Source organism: Bradyrhizobium sediminis, assembly GCF_018736105.1.
Classification (GTDB): domain Bacteria; phylum Pseudomonadota; class Alphaproteobacteria; order Rhizobiales; family Xanthobacteraceae; genus Bradyrhizobium.
The window spans coordinates 686,094-705,404 of sequence record NZ_CP076135.1; the positions used below are offsets into that span (position 1 = coordinate 686,094).

The window sequence follows — 19,311 nt, forward strand, 5'->3', positions numbered from 1 at the left end:
ATGGCGAATAGGGAGTAGCGAATAGTGACAGAGTACGGCCGCCATCATTCATTCGCCATTCGCCATTCGCTATTCGCGAGTGCGCCATGCTGACCATGATCGGCAAGCGGCTGATGTTTGCGATCCCGAGCCTGATCGGGGTCGTGATCGTCACCTTCCTGCTGACCCGCGCGCTGCCCGGCGACCCCGCGGCATATTTCGCAGGGCCCGCGGCGACCAAGGAGGCGGTCGAGCAGATCCGCAAGAAGCTCGGCCTCGACAAGCCGCTGATCGAGCAGTTCTTCCGCTACACCAACGATCTTGCTCACGGCGATTTCGGCAATTCGCTCACCACCGGCCAGCCGGTCGCAACCGAAATCAAGAACCGCCTGCCGGCTTCCGCCGAACTCACTTTGCTCGGTCTCGTGGTCTCGATCATGATCGCGATTCCGCTCGGCGTCATGGCGGCGACCCGGCCGGGCTCATGGATCGATCATCTCTGCCGGGTGACAACGACGGCCGGCGTGTCGCTGCCGGTGTTCTTCACCGGACTGGTGCTGGTCTATGTCTTCTATTTCCGGCTCGGATGGTCGCCGGCGCCGCTGGGGCGGCTCGATGTGTTCTACAGCGCGCCGAATGCAGTGACCGGCTTCTATCTGATCGACGCGCTGATCGCGCGCGACCTCGAGACCTTTCGTTCGGCCCTGAGCCAGCTGATCCTGCCCGCGATGACGCTCGCCGTGTTCTCGCTGGCGCCGATCGCGCGCATGACGCGGGCCTCGATGCTGGCGGTGCTGTCGTCGGACTTCGTGCGCACCGCGCGCGCCAGCGGCCTGTCGCCGGGCACCGTGATCGTCACCTACGCCTTCCGCAACGCCATGTTGCCGGTCATCACCACGCTCAGCATGGTGTTCTCGTTCCTGCTGGGAGCCAACGTGCTGGTGGAAAAGGTTTTCGCCTGGCCCGGCATCGGCTCCTACGCGGTGGAAGCCCTGATCTCGTCGGATTTTGCGCCGGTGCAGGGCTTCGTGCTCACCATGGCGGTGATGTACGTGCTGCTCAATCTCCTGATCGACATCCTCTACGGCGTGATCGATCCCAGGGTAAGGCTCGAAGGGTAGGGGTGGAAGCATGAGCAGCGTGGCGCCTGCCGCCGAACCTGCCGGTCCAGCACGCATTTCCGGGCTGGCGGCGATGTTCGAACACACCCGCTATGTGCTCGGAGAGAACCGCGTCACCGCGTTCGCGTTCGGCCTCCTGGTCGTGATCCTGCTTGCGGCGTTGTTCGGTCCCTATGTCGTTCCCTACGATCCGCTGGCGTCCGACACCGCATCCGCGCTGAAGCCGCCCTCGGCGGCGCACTGGTTCGGCACCGACCAGCTCGGCCGCGACATCTTCAGCCGGGTCATCGTGGCGACCCGGCTCGACACCTTCATCGCGGTGGCGTCGGTGGCGCTGGTGTTCCTGATGGGCGGTCTTGCCGGCATCGCCGCCGGCTATTTCGGCGGCTGGACCGACCGTATCGTCGGCCGCATCGCCGACACCATCATGGCGTTTCCGCTGTTCGTCCTCGCGATGGGCATCGTGGCGGCGCTCGGCAATACGGTGCAGAACATCATCATCGCGACCGCGATCGTGAATTTCCCGCTTTACGCGCGCGTTGCCCGCGCCGAAGCCAACGTGCGCCGCGAAGCCGGCTTCGTGCAGGCGGCGCGGTTGTCGGGCAATGGCGAGTTCCGGATTCTGCTGGTGCACATCTTGCCGAACATCATGCCGATCATGATCGTGCAGATGTCGCTGACCATGGGCTACGCGATCCTCAACGCCGCCGGGCTGTCGTTCATCGGCCTCGGGGTGCGGCCGCCAACCGCCGAATGGGGCATCATGGTCGCGGAGGGCGCCGGCTTCATGGTCTCGGGCGAGTGGTGGATCGCGCTGTTCCCGGGCCTCGCACTGATGACCGCGGTGTTCTGCTTCAATCTGCTCGGCGACGGCCTGCGCGACATCGTCGACCCGCAGCGAAGGACCTGAGGCGATGGGCAGCAAATTCCAACGCGGTGTTTCCCTTACCTCTCCCCGCAAGAACGGGGCGAGCGAGCACACCGATCGTGTGGAGGCATTGAAATGACCGCGCGGCCGCTGCTCGACGTCAACGACCTCACGGTGGAATTCGCCACAAGGCGCGGCATAGTGAAGGCGGTGCAGCACGTCAATATCACGGTCGCCAAGGGCGAGACGCTCGGGATCGTCGGTGAATCCGGCTCCGGCAAGTCAGTCACCTCCTACGCTGTGATGCGGATCCTCGATCGCGCCGGCAAGATCGCCGAGGGATCGGTGATGTTTTCCGGCATCGACGTCAGGACCGCGACCGAGGACCAGATGCGCGACCTGCGCGGCCGCGAAATCTCGATGATCTTCCAGAACCCGCGCGCCGCGCTGAACCCGATCCGGAAAGTCGGCGACCAGATCGAGGACGTGCTGCGCCAGCATGTGCAGGCTGCCGCCAGCGACCGTGGCGAGAAGGCGATCGAGGCGCTGGAAGCGGTCAAGATCGCCCGGCCGCGCGAGCGCTACCACGCCTATCCGTTCGAACTTTCCGGCGGCATGTGCCAGCGCGTGGTGATCGCGCTGGCGCTGGCCTGCAATCCGCAGCTTCTGATCGCGGACGAGCCGACCACCGGCCTCGACGTCACCACCCAGAAGGCGGTGATGGACCTGATCGTCGAACTGACCAGGAGCCGGGGCATGTCGACGATCCTGATCACGCACGATCTCGGCCTCGCCGCGGCCTATTGCGACCGGGTGGTGGTGATGGAGAAGGGCCGCGTAGTCGAGACCGCGCTGTCGGCGGATATTTTTGCCAATCCGCAACACGCCTATACCAAGAAGCTGATGCGGGCGACGCCGCGGCTCGGCGTCTCCCTGCGCGACCTGTTGCCGGAGGAGGAGGCGGCGAAGCTGGCGCCAACTACGCCTTCTTCAACCTCGCCCCGCATTCCGGCCGTCATGGCCGGGCATAGCCGTCCGAAGGACGGCGTCGCTTCCGCTCGCCTATGCCCGGCCATCCATCTTTCTTCGGCAGACTCTTCTTCAAAGGTGATGGACCCCCGGGTCAAGCCCGGGGGTGACGATGCTGCAAAGCCCCTTCTCCTCGTCGAAAAACTGGTCAAGGAATACCCGCGCCAGGGCGCGACCGCGGTACTGTCAAAACTGTTCTCGCGCAAGCCGCCGGTCGAAACCGAACAATTCCGCGCCGTCGACGGCATCTCGTTCAGCGTCGGCCATGGCGAGAGCGTCGGGCTGGTCGGCGAATCCGGCTGCGGCAAATCCACCACGTCGATGATGGTGATGCGGCTCCTGGACCAGACCTCGGGCCGCATCATGTTCGACGACGACGAGATCGGCGCCATCCTGCCCAATGCCTTCGCGCGGCTGCCGTTGCGCAAGAGTATCCAGATGGTGTTCCAGGATCCGACCGACAGCCTCAACCCGCGCTTTACCGCCGCGCGCGCCATCGTCGATCCGATCATGCAGCTCGGCGATCTCAGGGGGCGCGACGCGCTGCGCGCCCGCTGCGAGGAACTGGCCGGACTGGTCGGCCTGCCGCTCAATCTGCTCGATCGTTTTCCGCATCAATTGTCCGGCGGCCAGAAGGCCCGCGTCGGCATCGCCCGCGCCATCGCGCTGCACCCGAAGCTCGTGATCCTCGACGAGCCGACCGCAGCGCTCGACGTCTCTGTTCAGGCGGTGGTGCTGAACCTGCTGCAGGATCTCAAGGCGTCGATGGGGATGAGCTATCTGTTCGTGTCGCACGATTTGAATGTGGTGCGGCTGTTGTGCGATCGTGTCATTGTGATGCGGTCGGGGCGAATCGTCGAGCAGGGCACGTCCGAGCGCGTGCTGGGCGATCCGCAGGATGGCTATACCAAGGAACTGCTGACGGCGATTCCGCATCCGCCGTTGCCGGCTCACTGAACCCGATTGGGAGAATGAATGACCGCCGATCCGCTCGATGCTTACATGGACGCCGTAGCCAAGGCGCTGGCGCTGCCGATCGACGATGCCTGGCGGCCGGCGGTCAGGGCCAATCTCGAGGTGTCGCTGCGACTGGCCCGGCTGGTCGACGAATTCCCGCTGCCTGATGAAACCGAGCCGGCCAGTGTCTTCGCAGCCTGAAATCGCCATGACCGCAAACTCCGATGAGCTGTCGGCCTCGGCAATCGCGCGGGGCGTCTCTGGTGGCAAGATGTCCGCCGTCAGCGTCACCGAATCGGCGCTGGCGCGCATAGCAAGGCACGATTCTATCCTGAATGCCTTCACCGACGTCACGGCCGAGCGCGCGCGCAAAAGGGCGCGGGCGGTCGATGATGCGCTTGCGGCCGGCAAGAGCGTCGGCCCGCTCGCCGGCGTGCCGTTCGCGGTCAAGAACCTGTTCGACGTTGAGGGACTCTCCACCCGCGCCGGATCGAAGATCAATCGCGATCTTGCGCCGTCACGGCGCGATGCTACGCTGATCGAGCGCATGGAAGCGGCCGGTGCGGTGCTGGTCGGCGCGCTCAATATGGGCGAATACGCCTACGACTTCACCGGCGAAAACGTACATGATGGCCCGTCGCGCAATCCGCACGATCCGACGCGGATGAGCGGCGGCTCGTCGGGCGGCTCCGGCAGCGCGGTCGGCGGCCGGTTGGTGCCGCTGGCGCTCGGCTCCGACACCAACGGCTCGATCCGGGTGCCGTCGTCGTTCTGCGGCATCTTTGGACTGAAGCCGACCTATGGCCGGCTGTCGCGCGCGCGCTCGTTCCCGTTCGTGGCGAGCTTCGATCATCTCGGCCCGTTCGCGCGCAATGTCGGCGATCTCGCGCTGGCCTATGACGCGATGCAGGGGCCGGACGCCGACGATGCGGCGTGCAGCACGCGTCCCGTCGAGCCGGTCGCGCCGCTGCTTTCGCAGGACGTCGGCGGGCTTCGTATCGCCATTGCCGGCGGATATTTCCAGAACAACGTTTTCCCCGAAGCGGTTGAGGCCGTCGCCCGCGTCGCCACGGGGCTGGGCGCCACGCGAACCATCGAAATTCCCGAGGCCGCGCGCGCCCGCGCCGCCGCCTACGTCATCTCGACCACCGAAGGCGCCTCGCTGCATCTCGACCGGCTGCGCCGCCGGCCGAACGATTTCGATCCGGCGGTGCGCGACCGCCTGCTGGCGGGCGCCATGGTTCCGGCGCCTTTGGTCGACCGCGCGCAGAAATTCCGCCGCTGGTATCGCGCCCAGGTGCTGGAGTTGTTCAGGACGGTCGACGTGATCATCGCGCCGGCGACGCCCTGCGTCGCGCCGAAACTGGGGCAGGCGACCTTCGTGCTCGACGGCGTCGAGCTGCCGGTGCGCGCCAATATCGGCATCCACACCCAGCCGATCTCATTCATCGGCCTGCCGGTGGTGGCGGTGCCGGTTCCGCTTGAGCCGATGCCGGTCGGGGTGCAGATCATCGCCGCGCCATGGCGCGAGGATATCGCGCTGCGCGCAGCCTTCGCGCTGGAGCGCGCCGGCGTGGTTGCCGCGCCGCCGCCGAGAGGGTTGTAGAATGGACGTCGATCTTCCCGACGTGCTCGCCGAGGTGACCGAGCAGTTCGCGCGCTATGAAAAGGCGCTGGTGTCGAACGACGTCGCCGTGCTCGACGAATTGTTCCGTGCCGATTCCCGCACGCTGCGCTACGGCATCGGCGAGAATCTCTACGGCATCGATGCGATCATGGCGTTCCGCGCGGCGCGCTCGCCGGTCGGGCTGATGCGCCGGACGGCGCAGACGGTGATCACCGCCTATGGCCGCGACGCCGCCGTGGCCTCGACCTTGTTCTATCGCGATTCGATGCCCGGCCGCGTCGGCCGGCAGATGCAGACTTGGGTGCGGTTTCCCGAAGGCTGGAAGATCGTCGCCGCCCATGTCAGCATCATCGATGAACCCAAGGACGCGGGTCAAAAGCCATGAGCCTCGAAGATCCCCCGACCAGCGCGTCGCAGCGCCCGCTCCACGAGGCGGAGACGGTGGTTCGCCGCGTCGACCGGCCTTCGCCGATTCCGGACAAGATCACGCGCGCGGAGGAATTGCGGCTGCAACTCGCCGATGAAATTGTGCGCGGCGCGCTGCCGCCGGGAGCTTCGCTCGACGAGACCGAGATCGCGCGGCGTTTCAACGTTTCGCGCACCCCGGTGCGCGAGGCGCTGCGGCAGCTGGCTGCCAGCGGTCTGGTCGATGCGCGGGCGCATCGCGGCGCCGTGGTGGCGCGGCCTTCGCTTGAACGGCTGACCGGAATGTTCGAGGCGATGGCGGAGCTCGAGGCGTTGTGCGCCGGGCTTGCCGCCGAACGGATGCCGCCGGCGGAGCGGCAGCGGCTGGAGGCGATCCACGAGGAGTTGCGGGTGCTGAGCCATGCCGGCAATCCCGACCGCTTCCACGAGGTAAACGAGCGCTTTCACAACGCGATCTATGCCGGCTCGCAGAACGGCTACATCGCCGAGATGACGCTGGCCACCAGGGTGCGGGTGCAGCCGTTCCGTCGCGCCCAGTTCCGCAATCTCGGGCGGCTGGCGAAATCGCACGCCGAGCACGACCGCGTCGTGGTCGCGATCATGCGCGGCGACAAGATAGGCGCGGCGGCGGCGATGCGCGCGCATATCGAACTGGTGCGTGGTGAATACGAGATCTACGCGGTGTCGGTGTGAGCAGGCGAATGGCGAGTAGCGAATAGGGAAGGTTTCTTTGCTACTCGCCACTCCCCATTCGCCCCTGATCACACCGCCACCTTCTCCGCCATGAACGCGCGCCAGCCGCCGAAGCCGGAAATGTCGCGCGCGGCGCCGATATCGGCGGGCTCGACGAGAAAGCCTTTCACGCCGCGGCCGTCGGCGAGGCGCACGGTGCCGATCGACAGCGGCGGCGGGATCGCGGCGACGAATTTTCCGAAACTCGCCGCCGACAGCGCCCACAGTTCCAGCTCGATCGAGGTTCCCGCGCCCGCCGCGACCCGCAGCATGCCCGGCTTCGGTGGCGTGGTGGGAAGCGCATAGAGCTTGTAGTCGGGCGCGGTCAGCGTGGCCTCGATCAGGCGTCCGCCGAGCGCCTTCAATTCGCCGTTCAGCGCCATGCCCGACAGATGCGCGCCGACCACGGCGATGGCGATTTCATCGTTGCTCGCGCCCGCGGCCAACGCCGCGAGCGGCAGTTGCGGCAGGCCTTTGGCGCCCATTGTAAGGCCCGTGTCGGCATGAAACACCCGGCCGATCGAGGCAAGCCGTGCGTCCTGCCCGGCGGGCGCCAGCAGTGTAATGCCGAACGGAATGCCGTCGGGCCGGATCGCCGCCGGCAGCGCCAGGCCGCAGAGGTCGAGCAGATTGACGAAATTGGTGTAGGTGCCGAGCCTGGAGTTGAGTTCGATCGGATTGGCCAGCACCTGCGCGGTCGTGTAGGCGGTCGGCGCCGTCGGCAACACCAGCGCATCGATATTGACGAAGGCGCGCTCGGCGACCCGGCGCAGCGTCTGCAGGCGGTACAGCGCGGCAAAGGTGTCGGCGGCGGAAAGCCGCGCGCCGGCAATGGTGATTTCGCGCGTCACCGGATGGATCGCATCCGGCGATGACGCCAGGAGGTCGCGGATCACCAGATAGCGTTCCGCCACCCACGGTCCTTCATAGAGCAGCCGCGCGGTCTCGTAGAACGGTTCGAGGTCGAACTCGACCAGCGTGGCGCCGAGCGCCGTCCAGCGTTCCAACGCCTCGCCGTAAGCCTGTTCGGAAGCCTTGTCGCCGAAATAGATCAACTGGCCGTTGCGCGCCACGCCGAGCCGGAGTCGGTTCGGAAACGCCGTCATCGGCGCCAGTGGCCGGTTGCGCGAATAGGGATCGGCCGCGTCGGGTCCGGCGATGGCGCCAAGCGCGGTCATCGCGTCGTCGACGCCGAGCGCGAAGATCGACACGCAATCCAGCGTGCGGCATGCCGGCACCACGCCCGACACCGAGATCAATCCGAGGCTCGGCTTCAGCCCGACGATATTGTTGAGCATCGCCGGCACGCGGCCGCTTCCGGCGGTGTCGGTGCCGAGCGAAAGCGGCACCAGTCCTGCCGACACGGCGACTGCCGAGCCCGAACTCGATCCACCCGGAATCAGACCGCCTCGCACCGGATTGGTCGGAATGCCGTAGGGCGAGCGCACGCCGACCAGGCCGGTAGCGAACTGGTCGAGGTTGGTCTTGCCGATGACGATGGCGCCGGCCGCGCGCAGCCTGGCGACAGCCGTTGCATCATGGGCCGGCAGGTAGGAAAACGCCGGACAGGCGGCGGTGGTGGGCAGGCCGGCTGCGTCGATGTTGTCCTTCACCGCCACCGGGACGCCGTACAGCGGCAACTGCGCGGCATCCCTGTTCGACAATGCCTCGGCCTCCGCCAGCGCCTGCCTCTCGTCGCGCAGGCTGATGAATACCGCGGGATCGTTGTGATCGCGGATCCGCTGGAAACTGCGCGCGACGGTTTGCGCAGGCGACATGGCGCCGCTGCGATGCGCGGCGACGATTCCGGCTACGGTTTCAGTCACGTGCTGCCCCGGTTGGAAACGAACTCATTCTGCGGGTGCGGCAAGGGGCATCTCCGGTTGCGAAACGGGAAGGGAAGAGGTGCCGAGTTTCGCCAGCGCGAAGAATACTGCAGCCACCAGCACATAGGCCAGCGCGACGGCGGGGGTTACCCCCAATCCGCCGCCGATACCGACGGCCTCGCCGTGCATGAAGCCGAAATAGGTCAGCACCGCGCCGGCCAGCGCGAACGCCGATGCCTTGACGAAGTCGCGCTCGATGACGAAGACGCCGATGGCGCCGAGCACGAGGCCGGTGAGGATCGAGCCGCCGCCCATCACGTCGAGCCCGTGATAGAGTACGCCCTGTTGCGGCAGCGCCGCAATCGCCGCGGTCTTGACTGCACTGGTCTTGTCGGCCGCCAGCCCGCCCACCGCCTGCGCGGCACTGAGGGTCGACGCCAGCATGGTGTCGATCTGCAGCTTGGCCCAGGCCGCCAGATGCGGCGTCAGCGCCAGTACGATTGCGGGCGCATGCTTGACCGGCGTGGTCTGGAACGCCTGGGCGCCGATCAGCATGCCGATGTAGAGCAGGATCGGCGAGATCGCGACCACAGGCACCAGCGCCAGCAGCACCGAGATGATGCCGAACCAGGACAGCACCACCACCATGATGCCGGTCGCCGCCGAATAGCCGATCCGGCCGCCCATCGCCTTCCAGCCGGGATGGCCGATATAGACCGCGTTGATGAAGGGATTGCCCATCAGGCAGCCGATCAGGCTGACGACGCCGTCGGCGGTCAACACCCGCGTGGTCGGATATTCGTCGCCCGCGGCTTCCGCGCTCTCGACATTGTCCATGGCTTCGACCAGGTCGTAGATGCCGAACGGAATCGCGGTGACCAGGATGATGCCGAGGAATTCGAAGCCGGAAAACAGCTGGCCGAACGCCGGCAGCGGCACCGAGAAGCCGAAGTTCGAGAAGGCATCGCCGAGGCCCTTGACGCTGAGGCCGCCGAGGCCGAGGCCGAACAAATTGGAGCCCCACGCGATCAGCATGCCGGCGGCGATTGCCACCAGGCCGGCCGGAATCGCCTTCGGATATTTCACGCCGCCGAACCAGCTCGCCATGATGATGGCGAAGCAGACCAGGCCGATCTGCGGCGTCATGTACATTTCCAGCGCCGGCCGCATCGAAATGAAGGTCACGGAAACGCCGGCGAGCGTGCCGAGCAGCGCCGCGCGCGGCGTGGTCCTGCGAATATACGGCGCGATGAAGCCGCCGATCATCAGGATGAAACTCTGGAAGAACACCCAGACCAGGCCGGCCGACCAGCCCTTGATGGGGTCCCCGGTCTTCAGCGTGATCGGCAGCATGATCACGAAGGTGACGATGAACATGTGCGGCACGCTGACGCCCGAGGGCAGCGCGCAGACGTCGCTGCGGCCGGTCTTCTGCGCCAGCCGGTAGGCCAGCCACGCATAGTAGAATGTCGAGAGGCACATCATGAGGCCGAGCGCCGGCAGGATGCGGCCGAACACGAGTGAGTCCGGCATCTTCAGCACGAAGCGCAACAGCCCCGTCAGCACCAGCATATTGACGAGAATGTTGGTGCCGAAGCCGAACAACGCGTTCCAGTCGCCCGGCGTCCATAATGCAGGTTTGAATTCGCCTTTGCTCGCCGTCATGGTCGTGCTCATCGCGATGCCCCCATCGTTGGTTGGTTAGAAGTCTCCGCTGCCATTGCCTTGAGAACCGCGGCGGAGTCCGAGACCCAGCCGAAGATGCCGCCCTGGGCCTTGATCATCCTCAGGCCCATCTCGTGGAATTCGGGGAAATAGGAGGCACAGCAATCCGCCAGCACGACGCAGCGGTAGCCGCGGTCGTTGGCCTCGCGCACGGTGGTGTTGACGCAGACCTCGGTGGTGACGCCGCAAACCAGCAAATTCTCGACGCCATATTTCTGCAGGGTGTCGCCCAGCTCGGTGGCGTAGAACGCGCCCTTGCCGGGCTTGTCGATCACGATCTCGTCGTCGAGCGGATAGAGCGTGGGGATGATGTCGTGGCCGGCCTCGCCGCGGATCAGGATCCGCCCCATCGGGCCGGGATCGCCGATGCGCTTGCTCGGCGCGCCGCGCTCGACCTTCGCCGGTGGCGCGTCGGACAGATCAGGCAGATGGCCCTCGCGGGTGTGCACCACCAGGATGCCGGCCTCCCGCGCGGCGCCGAGCACGGCGGCGCAGGGTGCCACCGCGCGCGCCAGTTGCGAGACGTCGTTGCCGAGCGTCTCGCCGAACCCGCCGGGTTCGAGGAAGTCGCGCTGCATGTCGATGATGACCAGTGCCGTCGCCGTCCAGTCGAGCGCGATCGGATCGGGCTCCGCGGCAAGCAGGCTGGTGGTTGCTGATGTCGCCATGGCTGACTGCGCTCCGGGAAGCCCTCCCTGATCGAAGCAAGCGGTGTGCCATTGTGTACAGCCGATCAGAGGCATCGAGTTCGACAAATTAATCCATCTTTCCAGATGCTTGGCTTATTCTTGCAGCCGTGGCCGGACCCGCAAGCGCGCTTCCAGGTGATGCGTTTGATTAATTTGTGGGCAGTGCCGTTTGCGATGCGCGGCTGCAATCGTCTACTAGCTTGGGTGACAAGCCTCAGCGGCGCGACCTCCTTTCTTGCCTGACCCGGAGTACCCGATGTCGAATTCCTTCGAACGCCGCCACGATATCCTGATCGAGGCTCCACCCGAGGCAGTCTACGACTACGTCTGCAATCCGAATTCCTGGCCGGAATGGCTGGCGGCGTCGCACCGCATCGACAGTGCCGATCGTGCGCTGGGCACGGGCGAGACCTTCCGCGAGCAATGGCACATCCGCCGCGGCGAAGTGGTGCTGGACTGGAAGGTCCTGGAGAGCGACCGGCCGAACGCCTGGACCGTGCAGGCCGATACCGATTTCATCGGCCCGATCGTGGTCCGCTATACTTTCGAACGCGTTGGCGACGCCACCCGGTATACGAGGCACCTCCGCAACCCCCGCCGTCCCACGGCGGCAAGCGCCGAGCAGATCCAGCGCGTCGACGAGGAGGCGCAGATCGGGCTAGCCAACATCAAGCGGCAGGTCGAGCAGCGTTGGGCTGCGCGGTGCGCGCCTCCATCGGCAGGCAAGCGCGCATGAGTGCGCGCGACGTGCCGTGACGCATGAAGGCGTGGCGCGCGTCCGGCGCCGCGGTCAATGGAATGCGGAGAGAATTTCCAGCAGCCGCCTGCGGTTCTCCGGCCCGATCTTTTCGTCGACGTGCCGCTCATGTTCAGCGGCGAGCAGCTTGAACTGCCGCAACGATGCCTGCCCGCCGGGGGTCAGATGCAGCGCGTGCGACCGCCGGTCGGTCCGTGAAGGGACGCGCTTCACCAGATTGCGCTCCTCGAGACTGTCCAAGAGGTGCACCAGCCGGGCGCGCTCGATGCCGAGCCGCTTGGCGACGGCCATCTGGGTCATGCCCGGGTTCGCGCCGATCACCGTCATGACAGAATACTGCGCCGGGCGGATATTGACGGCCGAAAGCGTCTTGATGAAGTCCTGAAAAATCCACATCTGGAAGCGTCGGATCGAATAGCCGACGTGGCCGACCAGCGCATCGAGACCGACTTCAAAACCGGCTTCATCAAGGCGGGCCGCGCCCCGGCCTGGGCTTTTCCTTGGGCTCTTCCGTGCGGGGCGCGCGGGAATAGCGGTCCTGGATCGGGCTGCTCTGGTCGACACCTGGTTTCTCCGCATCGGTTCCCTTCTTCTTATGGCTTTGCGAAACAGAAGCAAGGTTCGAGTATTGTTGTTGACAACAACAATTGTCGATAGCAACATAATGCATCCGGCGAACAGCCGGCGCCATTGGTCAAGCCGTCGATAGAGCGGCTCCGATAAACCAGGAGGGACGCCATGAGATCAGATCTCGGGACCGGCTTGCGCTGCCTGTTGGGCAGCGCCTCGATGCGCGCCTGTTGCAGGGCCTTGACGATTGCGGGTGCGCTGTCGGCGGTCGGCCTGGCGCCCGCATCTGCCCAGGAAACCATTCGAATAGGCGTCCTCAACGATCAGTCGGGGGCATTTGCCTCGTTCCAGGGCGTCGGCTCGGTGGTCGCGGCGCAGATGGCCGTGGAGGATTACGGCGGCAAGGCCGCCGGCAAGAAGGTCGAGGTGATATCCGCCGACCACCAGAACAAGACCGACATCGGCGTCAATATCGCGCGGCGCTGGTACGAGACCGAAAACATCGACGCGATCTTCGACTTGCCGAATTCGGCCATCGCCCTGGCCGTTGCCAACATGACGGAACAGAAGAACAAGGTCTTCGTCGGATCCGGCGCCGGCACGGCCCTGCTCACCGGCGAGAAATGCACGCCGAATACCGTGCACTGGACCTACGATACCTACGCCTATGGCCGCGGACTGGGGAAAGCCGTTCTCGCGCAGGGCGGCAAGACGTGGTTCTTCCTGACGGCGGATTATGCGTTCGGAGCCGATCTGGAAAAGCAGGGATCCGAAGCGGTGAAGGCCGGAGGCGGGCAGGTGCTGGGCGCGGTCCGCCATCCCCTCGGCAATGCCGACTACGCATCGTTCCTGCTGCAGGCGCAGTCTTCCGGAGCCCAGATCGTTGCGCTGGCCAATGCCGGCGACGATACGACCGTCTCGATCAAGCAGGCGGCCGAATTCGGCCTGACCAGCAAGCAGAAAATCGTCGGCCTGATCCTTGGCATCAACAGCATCCCCGCGCTGACGCTCAAGCTGGCGCAAGGCGCCCAGTTCCTGAATCCGTTCTACTGGGACCTCAACGAGGGAACGCGCGCGTTCACCAGGAGGTATGTCGAGAGGCACCCGCAGCACAACGTCCCGAACGACATGCAGGCTGGCGTCTATGCGTCCGTCATTCACTATCTGAAGGCCGTCGACAAGGTAGGGTCGGCAGCCGATGGAAAATCCGTGGTCGCGGCCATGAAAGCCCTGCCGACCGATGACCCGTTGTTCGGCAAGGGACATATCCGCAGCGACGGGCGGAAGATCCATCCCATGTACCTGCTGGAGGTCAAGAAGCCCGAGGAATCCAAGGACAAATGGGATCTTCTGAAGGTGGTCTCGTCCCTTCCGGGCGAAGATGCTTTCCGCAAGGAAAGCGAAGGCAATTGCCGCCTGGCGGCGAAGTGAAGATTTCGATCAGGTGGTGTACATTGAACGGGCGTACCGTCAGGCCGTTCGAGGGACGGCGCGCGATGCGCCGTTCTCGCATAAAGTAAATGTCAGCCCCTGATCCAACGAGGGCATCTTGAGGAAACCCATGACGATCGCCGCCGCCAGTCGCGAGAATTCCGAAACGCTGTTTGCAACGCCCGCGGTCGTGGCCGATCGCCGCGCCGACGGCAGCATCATCGTGAAATCGTCCATGCTGCTGCAGCCGCACGCGCGCTGCGTCGGCGACTGGCTCGAGCACTGGGCGCGGCAAACGCCCGATAAGATTTTTCTCGGCGAACGCGCCAGTGTCGATGCGCCGTGGGCGACCGTCACCTATGGCGACGCGCTGCGGCGGGTGCGCAACACAGCCGCCTGGATCCTGGCGCGGGGCTTGAGCGCCGAGCGCCCGCTGGTCATTCTCTCCGACAACAGCGTCGATCACGCGCTGTTCGCGCTCGCCGCCATGCATGTCGGCGTGCCGGCGGCGGCGATCTCGCCGGCCTATTCGCTGGTGTCGAAGGATTTCGACAAGCTCAAGAGCATGATCAAGCTGCTCGACCCCGGCGCGATCTATGTTTCCGGCACAAAACCGTTCGCCGCGGCGCTGGCGGCGATCAGGCCGCTGCACACGGCCGAGATCGTCAGCGGCGACGCTGACGGCAGCGGCGCGATTTCGTTCCGGTCCATTGCCGCGACTCCGGAAACCGATGCGGTCGCAAAAGCCTTCGCGGCGGTCGGGCCGGACACGATCGCCAAATTCCTGTTCACCTCGGGCTCGACCGGCACGCCGAAAGCCGTGATCAACACCCAGCGCATGCTGACCTCGAGCCAGCAGGCCAAGGCGCAGACCTGGACGTTTCTGGAAAGCGCGCGCGAGGATCTGGTGATCCTGGACTGGCTGCCCTGGAGCCACACCTTCGGGGCCAACCACAATTTCAACCTGGTGCTGCGCAACGGCGGCACGCTCTATATCGACGGCGGCAAGCCGGCGCCGGGCCTGTTTGCGACCTCGCTCGCCAATCTGCGCAGCGTGATGCCGACGGTGTACTTCAACGTGCCGCGCGGCTTCGACATGCTGATCGCGGCATTGCGCGGCGACGACGAGTTGCGCCGGAAATTCTTCGGCGAGGTGAAGTTCGCCTTCTATGCCGGCGCGGCGTTGCCGCAGAATCTCTGGGACGCGATGGAGGAGCTGTCGATCAAGACCACCGGCCGGGCGTTGCCGATGGTGTCGGCCTGGGGCTCCACCGAGACCTCGCCGCTCGCCACCGATTGTCATTTCCAGGCGAAGCGATCCGGCAATATCGGCGTTCCTATACCCGGCACCGAACTGAAACTGGTGCCGTCCGGTGACAAGCTCGAGGTGCGCGTGCGCGGACCCAATGTCACGCCGGGCTACTGGAAGGCGCCGGAGCTGACCGCGCAGGCGTTCGACGCGGAAGGCTTCTATCTGATCGGTGACGCCGTGACATTTGCCGATCCGGACCGCCCCGAACTCGGACTTTTCTTCGACGGCCGCGTCGCCGAGGACTTCAAGCTCAATTCCGGCACCTGGGTCAGCGTCGGCACCCTGCGCGTCGCCGGCATTGCCGCGCTGGCGCCCCTGGCGCAGGACATCGTCGTGACCGGCCATGGCGGCGATCACGTGCGCTTCCTGGTGTTTCCCAATATCGCCGCCTGCCGCGCTCATGCCGGCCTGCCCGACAGCGCCGACGTCCATGAGGTGATCGCGAACGAGAAGGTGCGTGCCCCCATCGCGCAAGGCCTCGCAAAGCTGAAAGCGCAGAGCGGCGGCGGCTCCTCCGCGCATGCGACCCGCGCGCTGCTGCTCGCCGAACCCGCCTCGGTCGACGGCGGCGAGATCACCGACAAGGGCTACATCAACCAGCGCGCGGTGCTGACGCGCCGCGCGGCGGCGGTGGCAGTTCTGGAAGACGATGCGTCGGGCGAATGGATCGGGTGCGCGGGCTAGCGTATTTTCCAGCGTGCCGCCCGCTCATCCTTCGAGATGCGCGGCGTTGCCGCGCTCGCCACGAGGAGATGGAGGACCTCATCATGTGAGGAGCGGCGCAGCCGCGTCTCGAAGGATGAAGCCACCGCACCGAGCCCTCACCGCGCCACCTTGCTGCTGCCCTGCGTGATCAGGCGCGCAGCGCGCTGGTCGCGGGCGTGGATCCACAGCCAGGAGATCGCGACGCTGAGCCGGTTGCGCAGCCCGATCAGGAAATAGATGTGGGCGATGCCCCAGATCCACCACGCGATCGCCCCGCGCAGCTTGAAGCGGCCGAAATCGATCACCGCCTTGTGCTTGCCGATCTGCGCGAGGCTGCCGGCGTGCTTGTAGTGGAACGGACCGAGCGTCTCGCCGCGCAACCGCGCCTTGATGGTTTGGGCGACGTAGCGCCCCTGTTGCTTGGCCGCCGGTGCAATGCCGGGGACCGGTTTGCCGTCGGGGCCGTTGATGGTGACGGTATCGCCGATGGCGAAGATATCGGGATGGCCCGGCACAGTGAGGTCGGGGTTGACCTGCAGGCGAAAGGCGCGGTCATGAGGCGCGCCGAGCCATTCGGCGGCGGACGAGGCGCGCACGCCGGCGGCCCAGATCAACGTCCTCGCCTGCAGCGTCTTGCCGCCGTAGACGACGCCGTCGGCCGAGCATTCGGTGACGGCTTCGTTCAACCTCACTTCGACGCCGAGGCTTTCGAGCGAGCGCTGCGCGTAGGCGGAGAGATCGTCGGGAAAGCCCGCCAGCACGCGCGGCCCCGCCTCGATCAGCACGACGCGCGTGCTGTGGGTGTCGATGTTGCGGAAGTCGGGCGGCAGCGTGTCCTTTGCCAGCTCGGCGATGGTGCCGGCGAGTTCGACGCCGGTCGGGCCGGCGCCGATGATGACGAAAGTGAGCAGCGCCGCGCGCCGCTGCGGATCGGTCTCGCGTTCGGCGCGCTCGAACGCCACCAGAATCCGCCGCCGCAGCGTGGTGGCGTCCTCCAGCGTCTTCAGGCCGGGCGCGAACGGCTCCCATTCGTCGTGGCCGAAATAGGCGTGCCGCACGCCAGTGGCGAGAACGAGCGTGTCGTAGGGCAGGCTGTCGCCGTCGTCGAGCAGCACGCGCTTGCCTTGCACGTCGATGCCGCTCACGTTGGCGAACAGGGTCGTCACTTCAGGCCGACCGCGCAAGAGATAGCGGATCGGCCAGGCGATCTCCGAGGTCGCCAGCGAAGCGGTCGCGACCTGATAGAGCAGCGGCTGGAACAGATGGTGGTTGCGGCGGTCGAGCAGCGTAATGCGGACCGGTGCGCCCGCCAGCCGATAGGTCGCCTCCAACCCGCCGAAGCCGGCGCCGACGATCACCACGTGATGACGGTCCGACGATCGCGCCTGTTCGGGGGGCATGGGCCAAGCCTTCGGTTTCAGGTTTCTCCGCAGGCCGGATTATGCAGGCATTTGGACCTTCGGGCCAAGCCCGGTTTGTCGATCGATAGCTCGGGCGCATCGTCAGCAGCTGCTCGATCGCATGGCCGGCCGGCATCAGGCCCGGGCAAATCGTCGCACGGGCCGTCCGCCCGGGTCCATCAGTCGAGCTCGGGCCTGCCCGCAAGACCGCAATAGCCGTGGCCCTGCATCTCCTGCTCGCTGCCCTTGGTGTGCGACAGGTGGTATTGGCGCCAACCCATGCAGTCGCTGGCAATGCAGTGATACATCTTCTCCGAGTTCTGAAAGCCGTCGGTCATGGTGTTGTGCAGGCGGTTGCTGTTGTCGATGCGCACCAGGGGACACCACCTGGTGCGCGCGACGCTTTCGCTGACTGACATGGCGGTCCTCCATCGATGCGCGAGTCCGGCGGCAAATGGGTCAAGTGGGGTTAAAATGGCCGGGACTCGCGCAAGCGGCGCGGATGCAGGCCGGGACCGGCCGGACCCGCCCCGCGCCTGCGGCGTCCGCGGGCGCCGCTACCTGAACTATAATTCTTGCCATAACGGACGAATACGAATTATGGTGCACAAAGGCTTGCATCGGGCCGAAGGTTCTTGGGCGGGACCTCCGGTTCGTGCTTGCTGCAGACCCGCGATTTCGCGCACAAACCACGTCACCTGCAAAAGAGTGACCCGGGAACGGAGCAAAGTGGGCTGTTCGAACGGGGAAGGGCATTTGACTGACGGCAACGTCTTAGTGAGGAGGGAATGAACATGAAAACGGCATTCTGGCTGGCGGGCGCTACGGTTCTGGCGCTGGCAAACCCTGCTGTCGCGGGAGATACCATCAAGATCGGGTTTGTCTCCACGTTCAGCGGTCCGACCGCTGCGATCGGCAACGACATGCGCAATTCGTTCGAGCTCGCGCTCGATCACATGGGCCGCAAGATGGGCGGCAAGCCGGTCGAGGTGATCTACGAGGACGACACCTTCAAGCCGGATGTCGGCAAGCAGAAGACCGAGAAGCTGATCCAGTCCGACAAGGTCGACTTCATCGCCGGCTACATCTGGTCGAACGTGCTCCTTGCCTCGCTGAAGCCGATCGTGGATTCGAAGACGATGCTGGTCATCGCCAATGCCGGCCCGTCGCAGGTCGCCGGCGAGCTGTGTTCGCCTTACGTGTTTTCGACCTCGTGGCAGAACGACCAGACCCCGCAGGCGATGGGCGAATACATGAACCAGAAGGGCGTCAAGTCGGTGTTTCTGATCGGCCCGAACTATGCCGCCGGCAAGGACATGCTGGCCGGCGTCAAGAGCACGTTCAAGGGCGAGATCAAGGGCGAGGAATACACGGTCTGGCCGAGCCAGCTCGACTTTTCCGCCGAGCTGTCGAAGGCGCGCGCGTCCGGCGCGGCATCGATCTTCGTGTTCTATCCGGGTGCCGCCGGCGTGCAGTTCCTCAATCAATACACGCAGGCCGGCCTGAAGGCGCAGATGCCGCTCTACACGGCGTTCACCATCGACGAACTGACGCTGGTGCTGCAGAAGGAGAACGCGCTCGGCGTTCCCGGCGCGCAGCAATGGGTCAACGATCTGCCCAACGAGCAGAACAAGAAGTACGTCGCCGACTACCGCAAGAAGTACACCGGCCTGCGTCCGACCTTCTACGGCGCGCAGTCCTATGACGCCGCGCAGCTGATCGCCAGCGCGGTGGAAGCCGTGAAGGGCGACACCAGCAAGAAGGACGAGATGAAGGCGGCGATGGAGAAGGCCAATTTCAAATCGGTGCGCGGTGCATTCAAGTTCGGCAACAACCACATCCCGATCCAGAACTTCTATCTGCAGGACGTGGTCAAGGACGCCGACGGCCAGCTTTCGCTGAAAACCGTCGCCACCATCATCAAGGACAGTCAGGACAAGTTCCACGACAAATGCCCGATGAAGTGATCTGACGATCCTCTCCAACACGGCGGCGGCGCTCGCGCGCTGCCGCTGTGTTTCCATCCGGCACGTGTCTTGCAAACACTCCTTGCAACCTGATTTGTAACTCGATGACTTCCAGATCGGTGGCTTCGTCCGCGACGGCGCGCAGTCTATCGTCGGGCCGCCCGGCGCGGACCTGTTGGCGTCTGCTCAG

Annotated in this window: 17 protein-coding genes; 11 read left to right on the top strand and 6 right to left on the bottom strand. The window is 65.5% G+C overall.

Features of this window, described 5'->3' with window-relative positions:
- Positions 1–86 precede the first annotated feature (86 nt).
- The 7 genes from KMZ68_RS03305 (at position 87) to KMZ68_RS03335 (ending at position 6,700) form a co-directional block, all read left to right on the top strand.
- Positions 87–1,100 (top strand): ABC transporter permease, encoded by a 1,014-nt coding sequence (locus KMZ68_RS03305; protein ID WP_215614476.1) that lies wholly within the window; start codon positions 87–89, stop codon positions 1,098–1,100.
- A gap of 10 nt (positions 1,101–1,110) precedes the next feature.
- A complete protein-coding gene (locus KMZ68_RS03310; protein ID WP_215614477.1) occupies positions 1,111–2,010 on the top strand; it encodes an ABC transporter permease in 900 nt (299 codons plus the stop codon).
- 93 nt (positions 2,011–2,103) lie between these two features.
- Positions 2,104–3,954 carry a dipeptide ABC transporter ATP-binding protein gene (locus tag KMZ68_RS03315; RefSeq protein WP_215614478.1) on the top strand — a complete coding sequence of 617 codons (1,851 nt, stop codon included), beginning with the start codon at positions 2,104–2,106 and terminating at the stop codon, positions 3,952–3,954.
- Between the two features lie 18 nt (positions 3,955–3,972).
- Positions 3,973–4,155, top strand: coding sequence for a DUF4089 domain-containing protein (locus KMZ68_RS03320; RefSeq protein WP_215614479.1), 183 nt, complete (start codon positions 3,973–3,975; stop codon positions 4,153–4,155).
- A gap of 7 nt (positions 4,156–4,162) precedes the next feature.
- Entirely contained in the window at positions 4,163–5,560 is a 1,398-nt protein-coding gene (locus tag KMZ68_RS03325; protein ID WP_215614480.1) for an AtzE family amidohydrolase, read from the top strand.
- Between the two features lies 1 nt (position 5,561).
- Positions 5,562–5,966 (top strand): oxalurate catabolism protein HpxZ, encoded by a 405-nt coding sequence (hpxZ, locus tag KMZ68_RS03330; protein WP_215614481.1) that lies wholly within the window; start codon positions 5,562–5,564, stop codon positions 5,964–5,966.
- Positions 5,963–6,700 carry a GntR family transcriptional regulator gene (locus KMZ68_RS03335; RefSeq protein WP_215614482.1) on the top strand — a complete coding sequence of 246 codons (738 nt, stop codon included), beginning with the start codon at positions 5,963–5,965 and terminating at the stop codon, positions 6,698–6,700. Before hpxZ ends, KMZ68_RS03335 begins: the two co-directional genes overlap by 4 nt.
- A 68-nt stretch (positions 6,701–6,768) precedes the next feature.
- Here the strand turns inward: KMZ68_RS03335 and atzF are convergent, their stop codons facing one another.
- The 3 genes from atzF to KMZ68_RS03350 all read right to left on the bottom strand — a co-directional run bounded on the left by atzF (position 6,769) and on the right by KMZ68_RS03350 (position 10,958).
- Positions 6,769–8,517, bottom strand: coding sequence for an allophanate hydrolase (atzF, locus tag KMZ68_RS03340; RefSeq protein ID WP_249779608.1), 1,749 nt, complete (start codon positions 8,515–8,517; stop codon positions 6,769–6,771).
- Positions 8,518–8,589: 72 nt separating this feature from the next.
- Positions 8,590–10,242, bottom strand: a complete 1,653-nt coding sequence (locus tag KMZ68_RS03345; protein ID WP_215614484.1) for a regulator — start codon at positions 10,240–10,242, stop codon at positions 8,590–8,592.
- Positions 10,239–10,958 carry a cysteine hydrolase family protein gene (locus KMZ68_RS03350; RefSeq protein WP_215614485.1) on the bottom strand — a complete coding sequence of 240 codons (720 nt, stop codon included), beginning with the start codon at positions 10,956–10,958 and terminating at the stop codon, positions 10,239–10,241. Before KMZ68_RS03350 ends, KMZ68_RS03345 begins: the two co-directional genes overlap by 4 nt.
- Before the next feature lie 277 nt (positions 10,959–11,235).
- On the opposite strand from KMZ68_RS03350, the gene KMZ68_RS03355 reads away from it, so the two are divergent.
- Positions 11,236–11,715, top strand: a complete 480-nt coding sequence (locus KMZ68_RS03355; RefSeq protein WP_215614486.1) for an SRPBCC family protein — start codon at positions 11,236–11,238, stop codon at positions 11,713–11,715.
- Between the two features lie 54 nt (positions 11,716–11,769).
- Here the strand turns inward: KMZ68_RS03355 and KMZ68_RS03360 are convergent, their stop codons facing one another.
- Positions 11,770–12,399, bottom strand: a complete 630-nt coding sequence (locus KMZ68_RS03360) for a MarR family winged helix-turn-helix transcriptional regulator (protein ID WP_249779510.1) — start codon at positions 12,397–12,399, stop codon at positions 11,770–11,772.
- A gap of 126 nt (positions 12,400–12,525) precedes the next feature.
- Between KMZ68_RS03360 and KMZ68_RS03365 the strand changes: the two genes are divergently transcribed.
- The gene (locus KMZ68_RS03365) at positions 12,526–13,737 is read left to right on the top strand and encodes an ABC transporter substrate-binding protein (protein WP_215616176.1); all 1,212 of its coding nucleotides are present in this window, start codon (positions 12,526–12,528) and stop codon (positions 13,735–13,737) included.
- 130 nt (positions 13,738–13,867) lie between these two features.
- The gene (locus tag KMZ68_RS03370; RefSeq protein WP_249779511.1) at positions 13,868–15,733 is read left to right on the top strand and encodes a feruloyl-CoA synthase; all 1,866 of its coding nucleotides are present in this window, start codon (positions 13,868–13,870) and stop codon (positions 15,731–15,733) included.
- Positions 15,734–15,870: 137 nt separating this feature from the next.
- Here the strand turns inward: KMZ68_RS03370 and KMZ68_RS03375 are convergent, their stop codons facing one another.
- Positions 15,871–17,154: an NAD(P)/FAD-dependent oxidoreductase gene (locus KMZ68_RS03375; RefSeq protein WP_215614487.1), complete on the bottom strand. Its 1,284-nt coding sequence runs from the start codon at positions 17,152–17,154 to the stop codon at positions 15,871–15,873.
- A gap of 179 nt (positions 17,155–17,333) precedes the next feature.
- A complete protein-coding gene (locus KMZ68_RS03380) occupies positions 17,334–17,573 on the bottom strand; it encodes a hypothetical protein (RefSeq protein ID WP_215614488.1) in 240 nt (79 codons plus the stop codon).
- A gap of 375 nt (positions 17,574–17,948) precedes the next feature.
- Here KMZ68_RS03380 and KMZ68_RS03385 point away from each other — a divergent pair, with 375 nt between their 5' ends.
- A complete protein-coding gene (locus tag KMZ68_RS03385; RefSeq protein ID WP_215614489.1) occupies positions 17,949–19,121 on the top strand; it encodes an ABC transporter substrate-binding protein in 1,173 nt (390 codons plus the stop codon).
- The last annotated feature ends 190 nt before the right edge of the window (positions 19,122–19,311 follow it).

Coding starts and splice junctions, on each gene's coding strand:
- KMZ68_RS03305 (WP_215614476.1), top strand. CDS start 87: ATGCTGACCATGATCGGCAAGCGGCTGATGTTTGCGATCCCGAGCCTG.
- KMZ68_RS03310 (WP_215614477.1), top strand. CDS start 1,111: ATGAGCAGCGTGGCGCCTGCCGCCGAACCTGCCGGTCCAGCACGCATT.
- KMZ68_RS03315 (WP_215614478.1), top strand. CDS start 2,104: ATGACCGCGCGGCCGCTGCTCGACGTCAACGACCTCACGGTGGAATTC.
- KMZ68_RS03320 (WP_215614479.1), top strand. CDS start 3,973: ATGACCGCCGATCCGCTCGATGCTTACATGGACGCCGTAGCCAAGGCG.
- KMZ68_RS03325 (WP_215614480.1), top strand. CDS start 4,163: ATGACCGCAAACTCCGATGAGCTGTCGGCCTCGGCAATCGCGCGGGGC.
- hpxZ (WP_215614481.1), top strand. CDS start 5,562: ATGGACGTCGATCTTCCCGACGTGCTCGCCGAGGTGACCGAGCAGTTC.
- KMZ68_RS03335 (WP_215614482.1), top strand. CDS start 5,963: ATGAGCCTCGAAGATCCCCCGACCAGCGCGTCGCAGCGCCCGCTCCAC.
- atzF (WP_249779608.1), bottom strand. CDS start 8,517: ATGTCGCCTGCGCAAACCGTCGCGCGCAGTTTCCAGCGGATCCGCGAT.
- KMZ68_RS03345 (WP_215614484.1), bottom strand. CDS start 10,242: ATGAGCACGACCATGACGGCGAGCAAAGGCGAATTCAAACCTGCATTA.
- KMZ68_RS03350 (WP_215614485.1), bottom strand. CDS start 10,958: ATGGCGACATCAGCAACCACCAGCCTGCTTGCCGCGGAGCCCGATCCG.
- KMZ68_RS03355 (WP_215614486.1), top strand. CDS start 11,236: ATGTCGAATTCCTTCGAACGCCGCCACGATATCCTGATCGAGGCTCCA.
- KMZ68_RS03360 (WP_249779510.1), bottom strand. CDS start 12,399: ATGTTGCTATCGACAATTGTTGTTGTCAACAACAATACTCGAACCTTG.
- KMZ68_RS03365 (WP_215616176.1), top strand. CDS start 12,526: ATGCGCGCCTGTTGCAGGGCCTTGACGATTGCGGGTGCGCTGTCGGCG.
- KMZ68_RS03370 (WP_249779511.1), top strand. CDS start 13,868: ATGACGATCGCCGCCGCCAGTCGCGAGAATTCCGAAACGCTGTTTGCA.
- KMZ68_RS03375 (WP_215614487.1), bottom strand. CDS start 17,154: ATGCCCCCCGAACAGGCGCGATCGTCGGACCGTCATCACGTGGTGATC.
- KMZ68_RS03380 (WP_215614488.1), bottom strand. CDS start 17,573: ATGTCAGTCAGCGAAAGCGTCGCGCGCACCAGGTGGTGTCCCCTGGTG.
- KMZ68_RS03385 (WP_215614489.1), top strand. CDS start 17,949: ATGAAAACGGCATTCTGGCTGGCGGGCGCTACGGTTCTGGCGCTGGCA.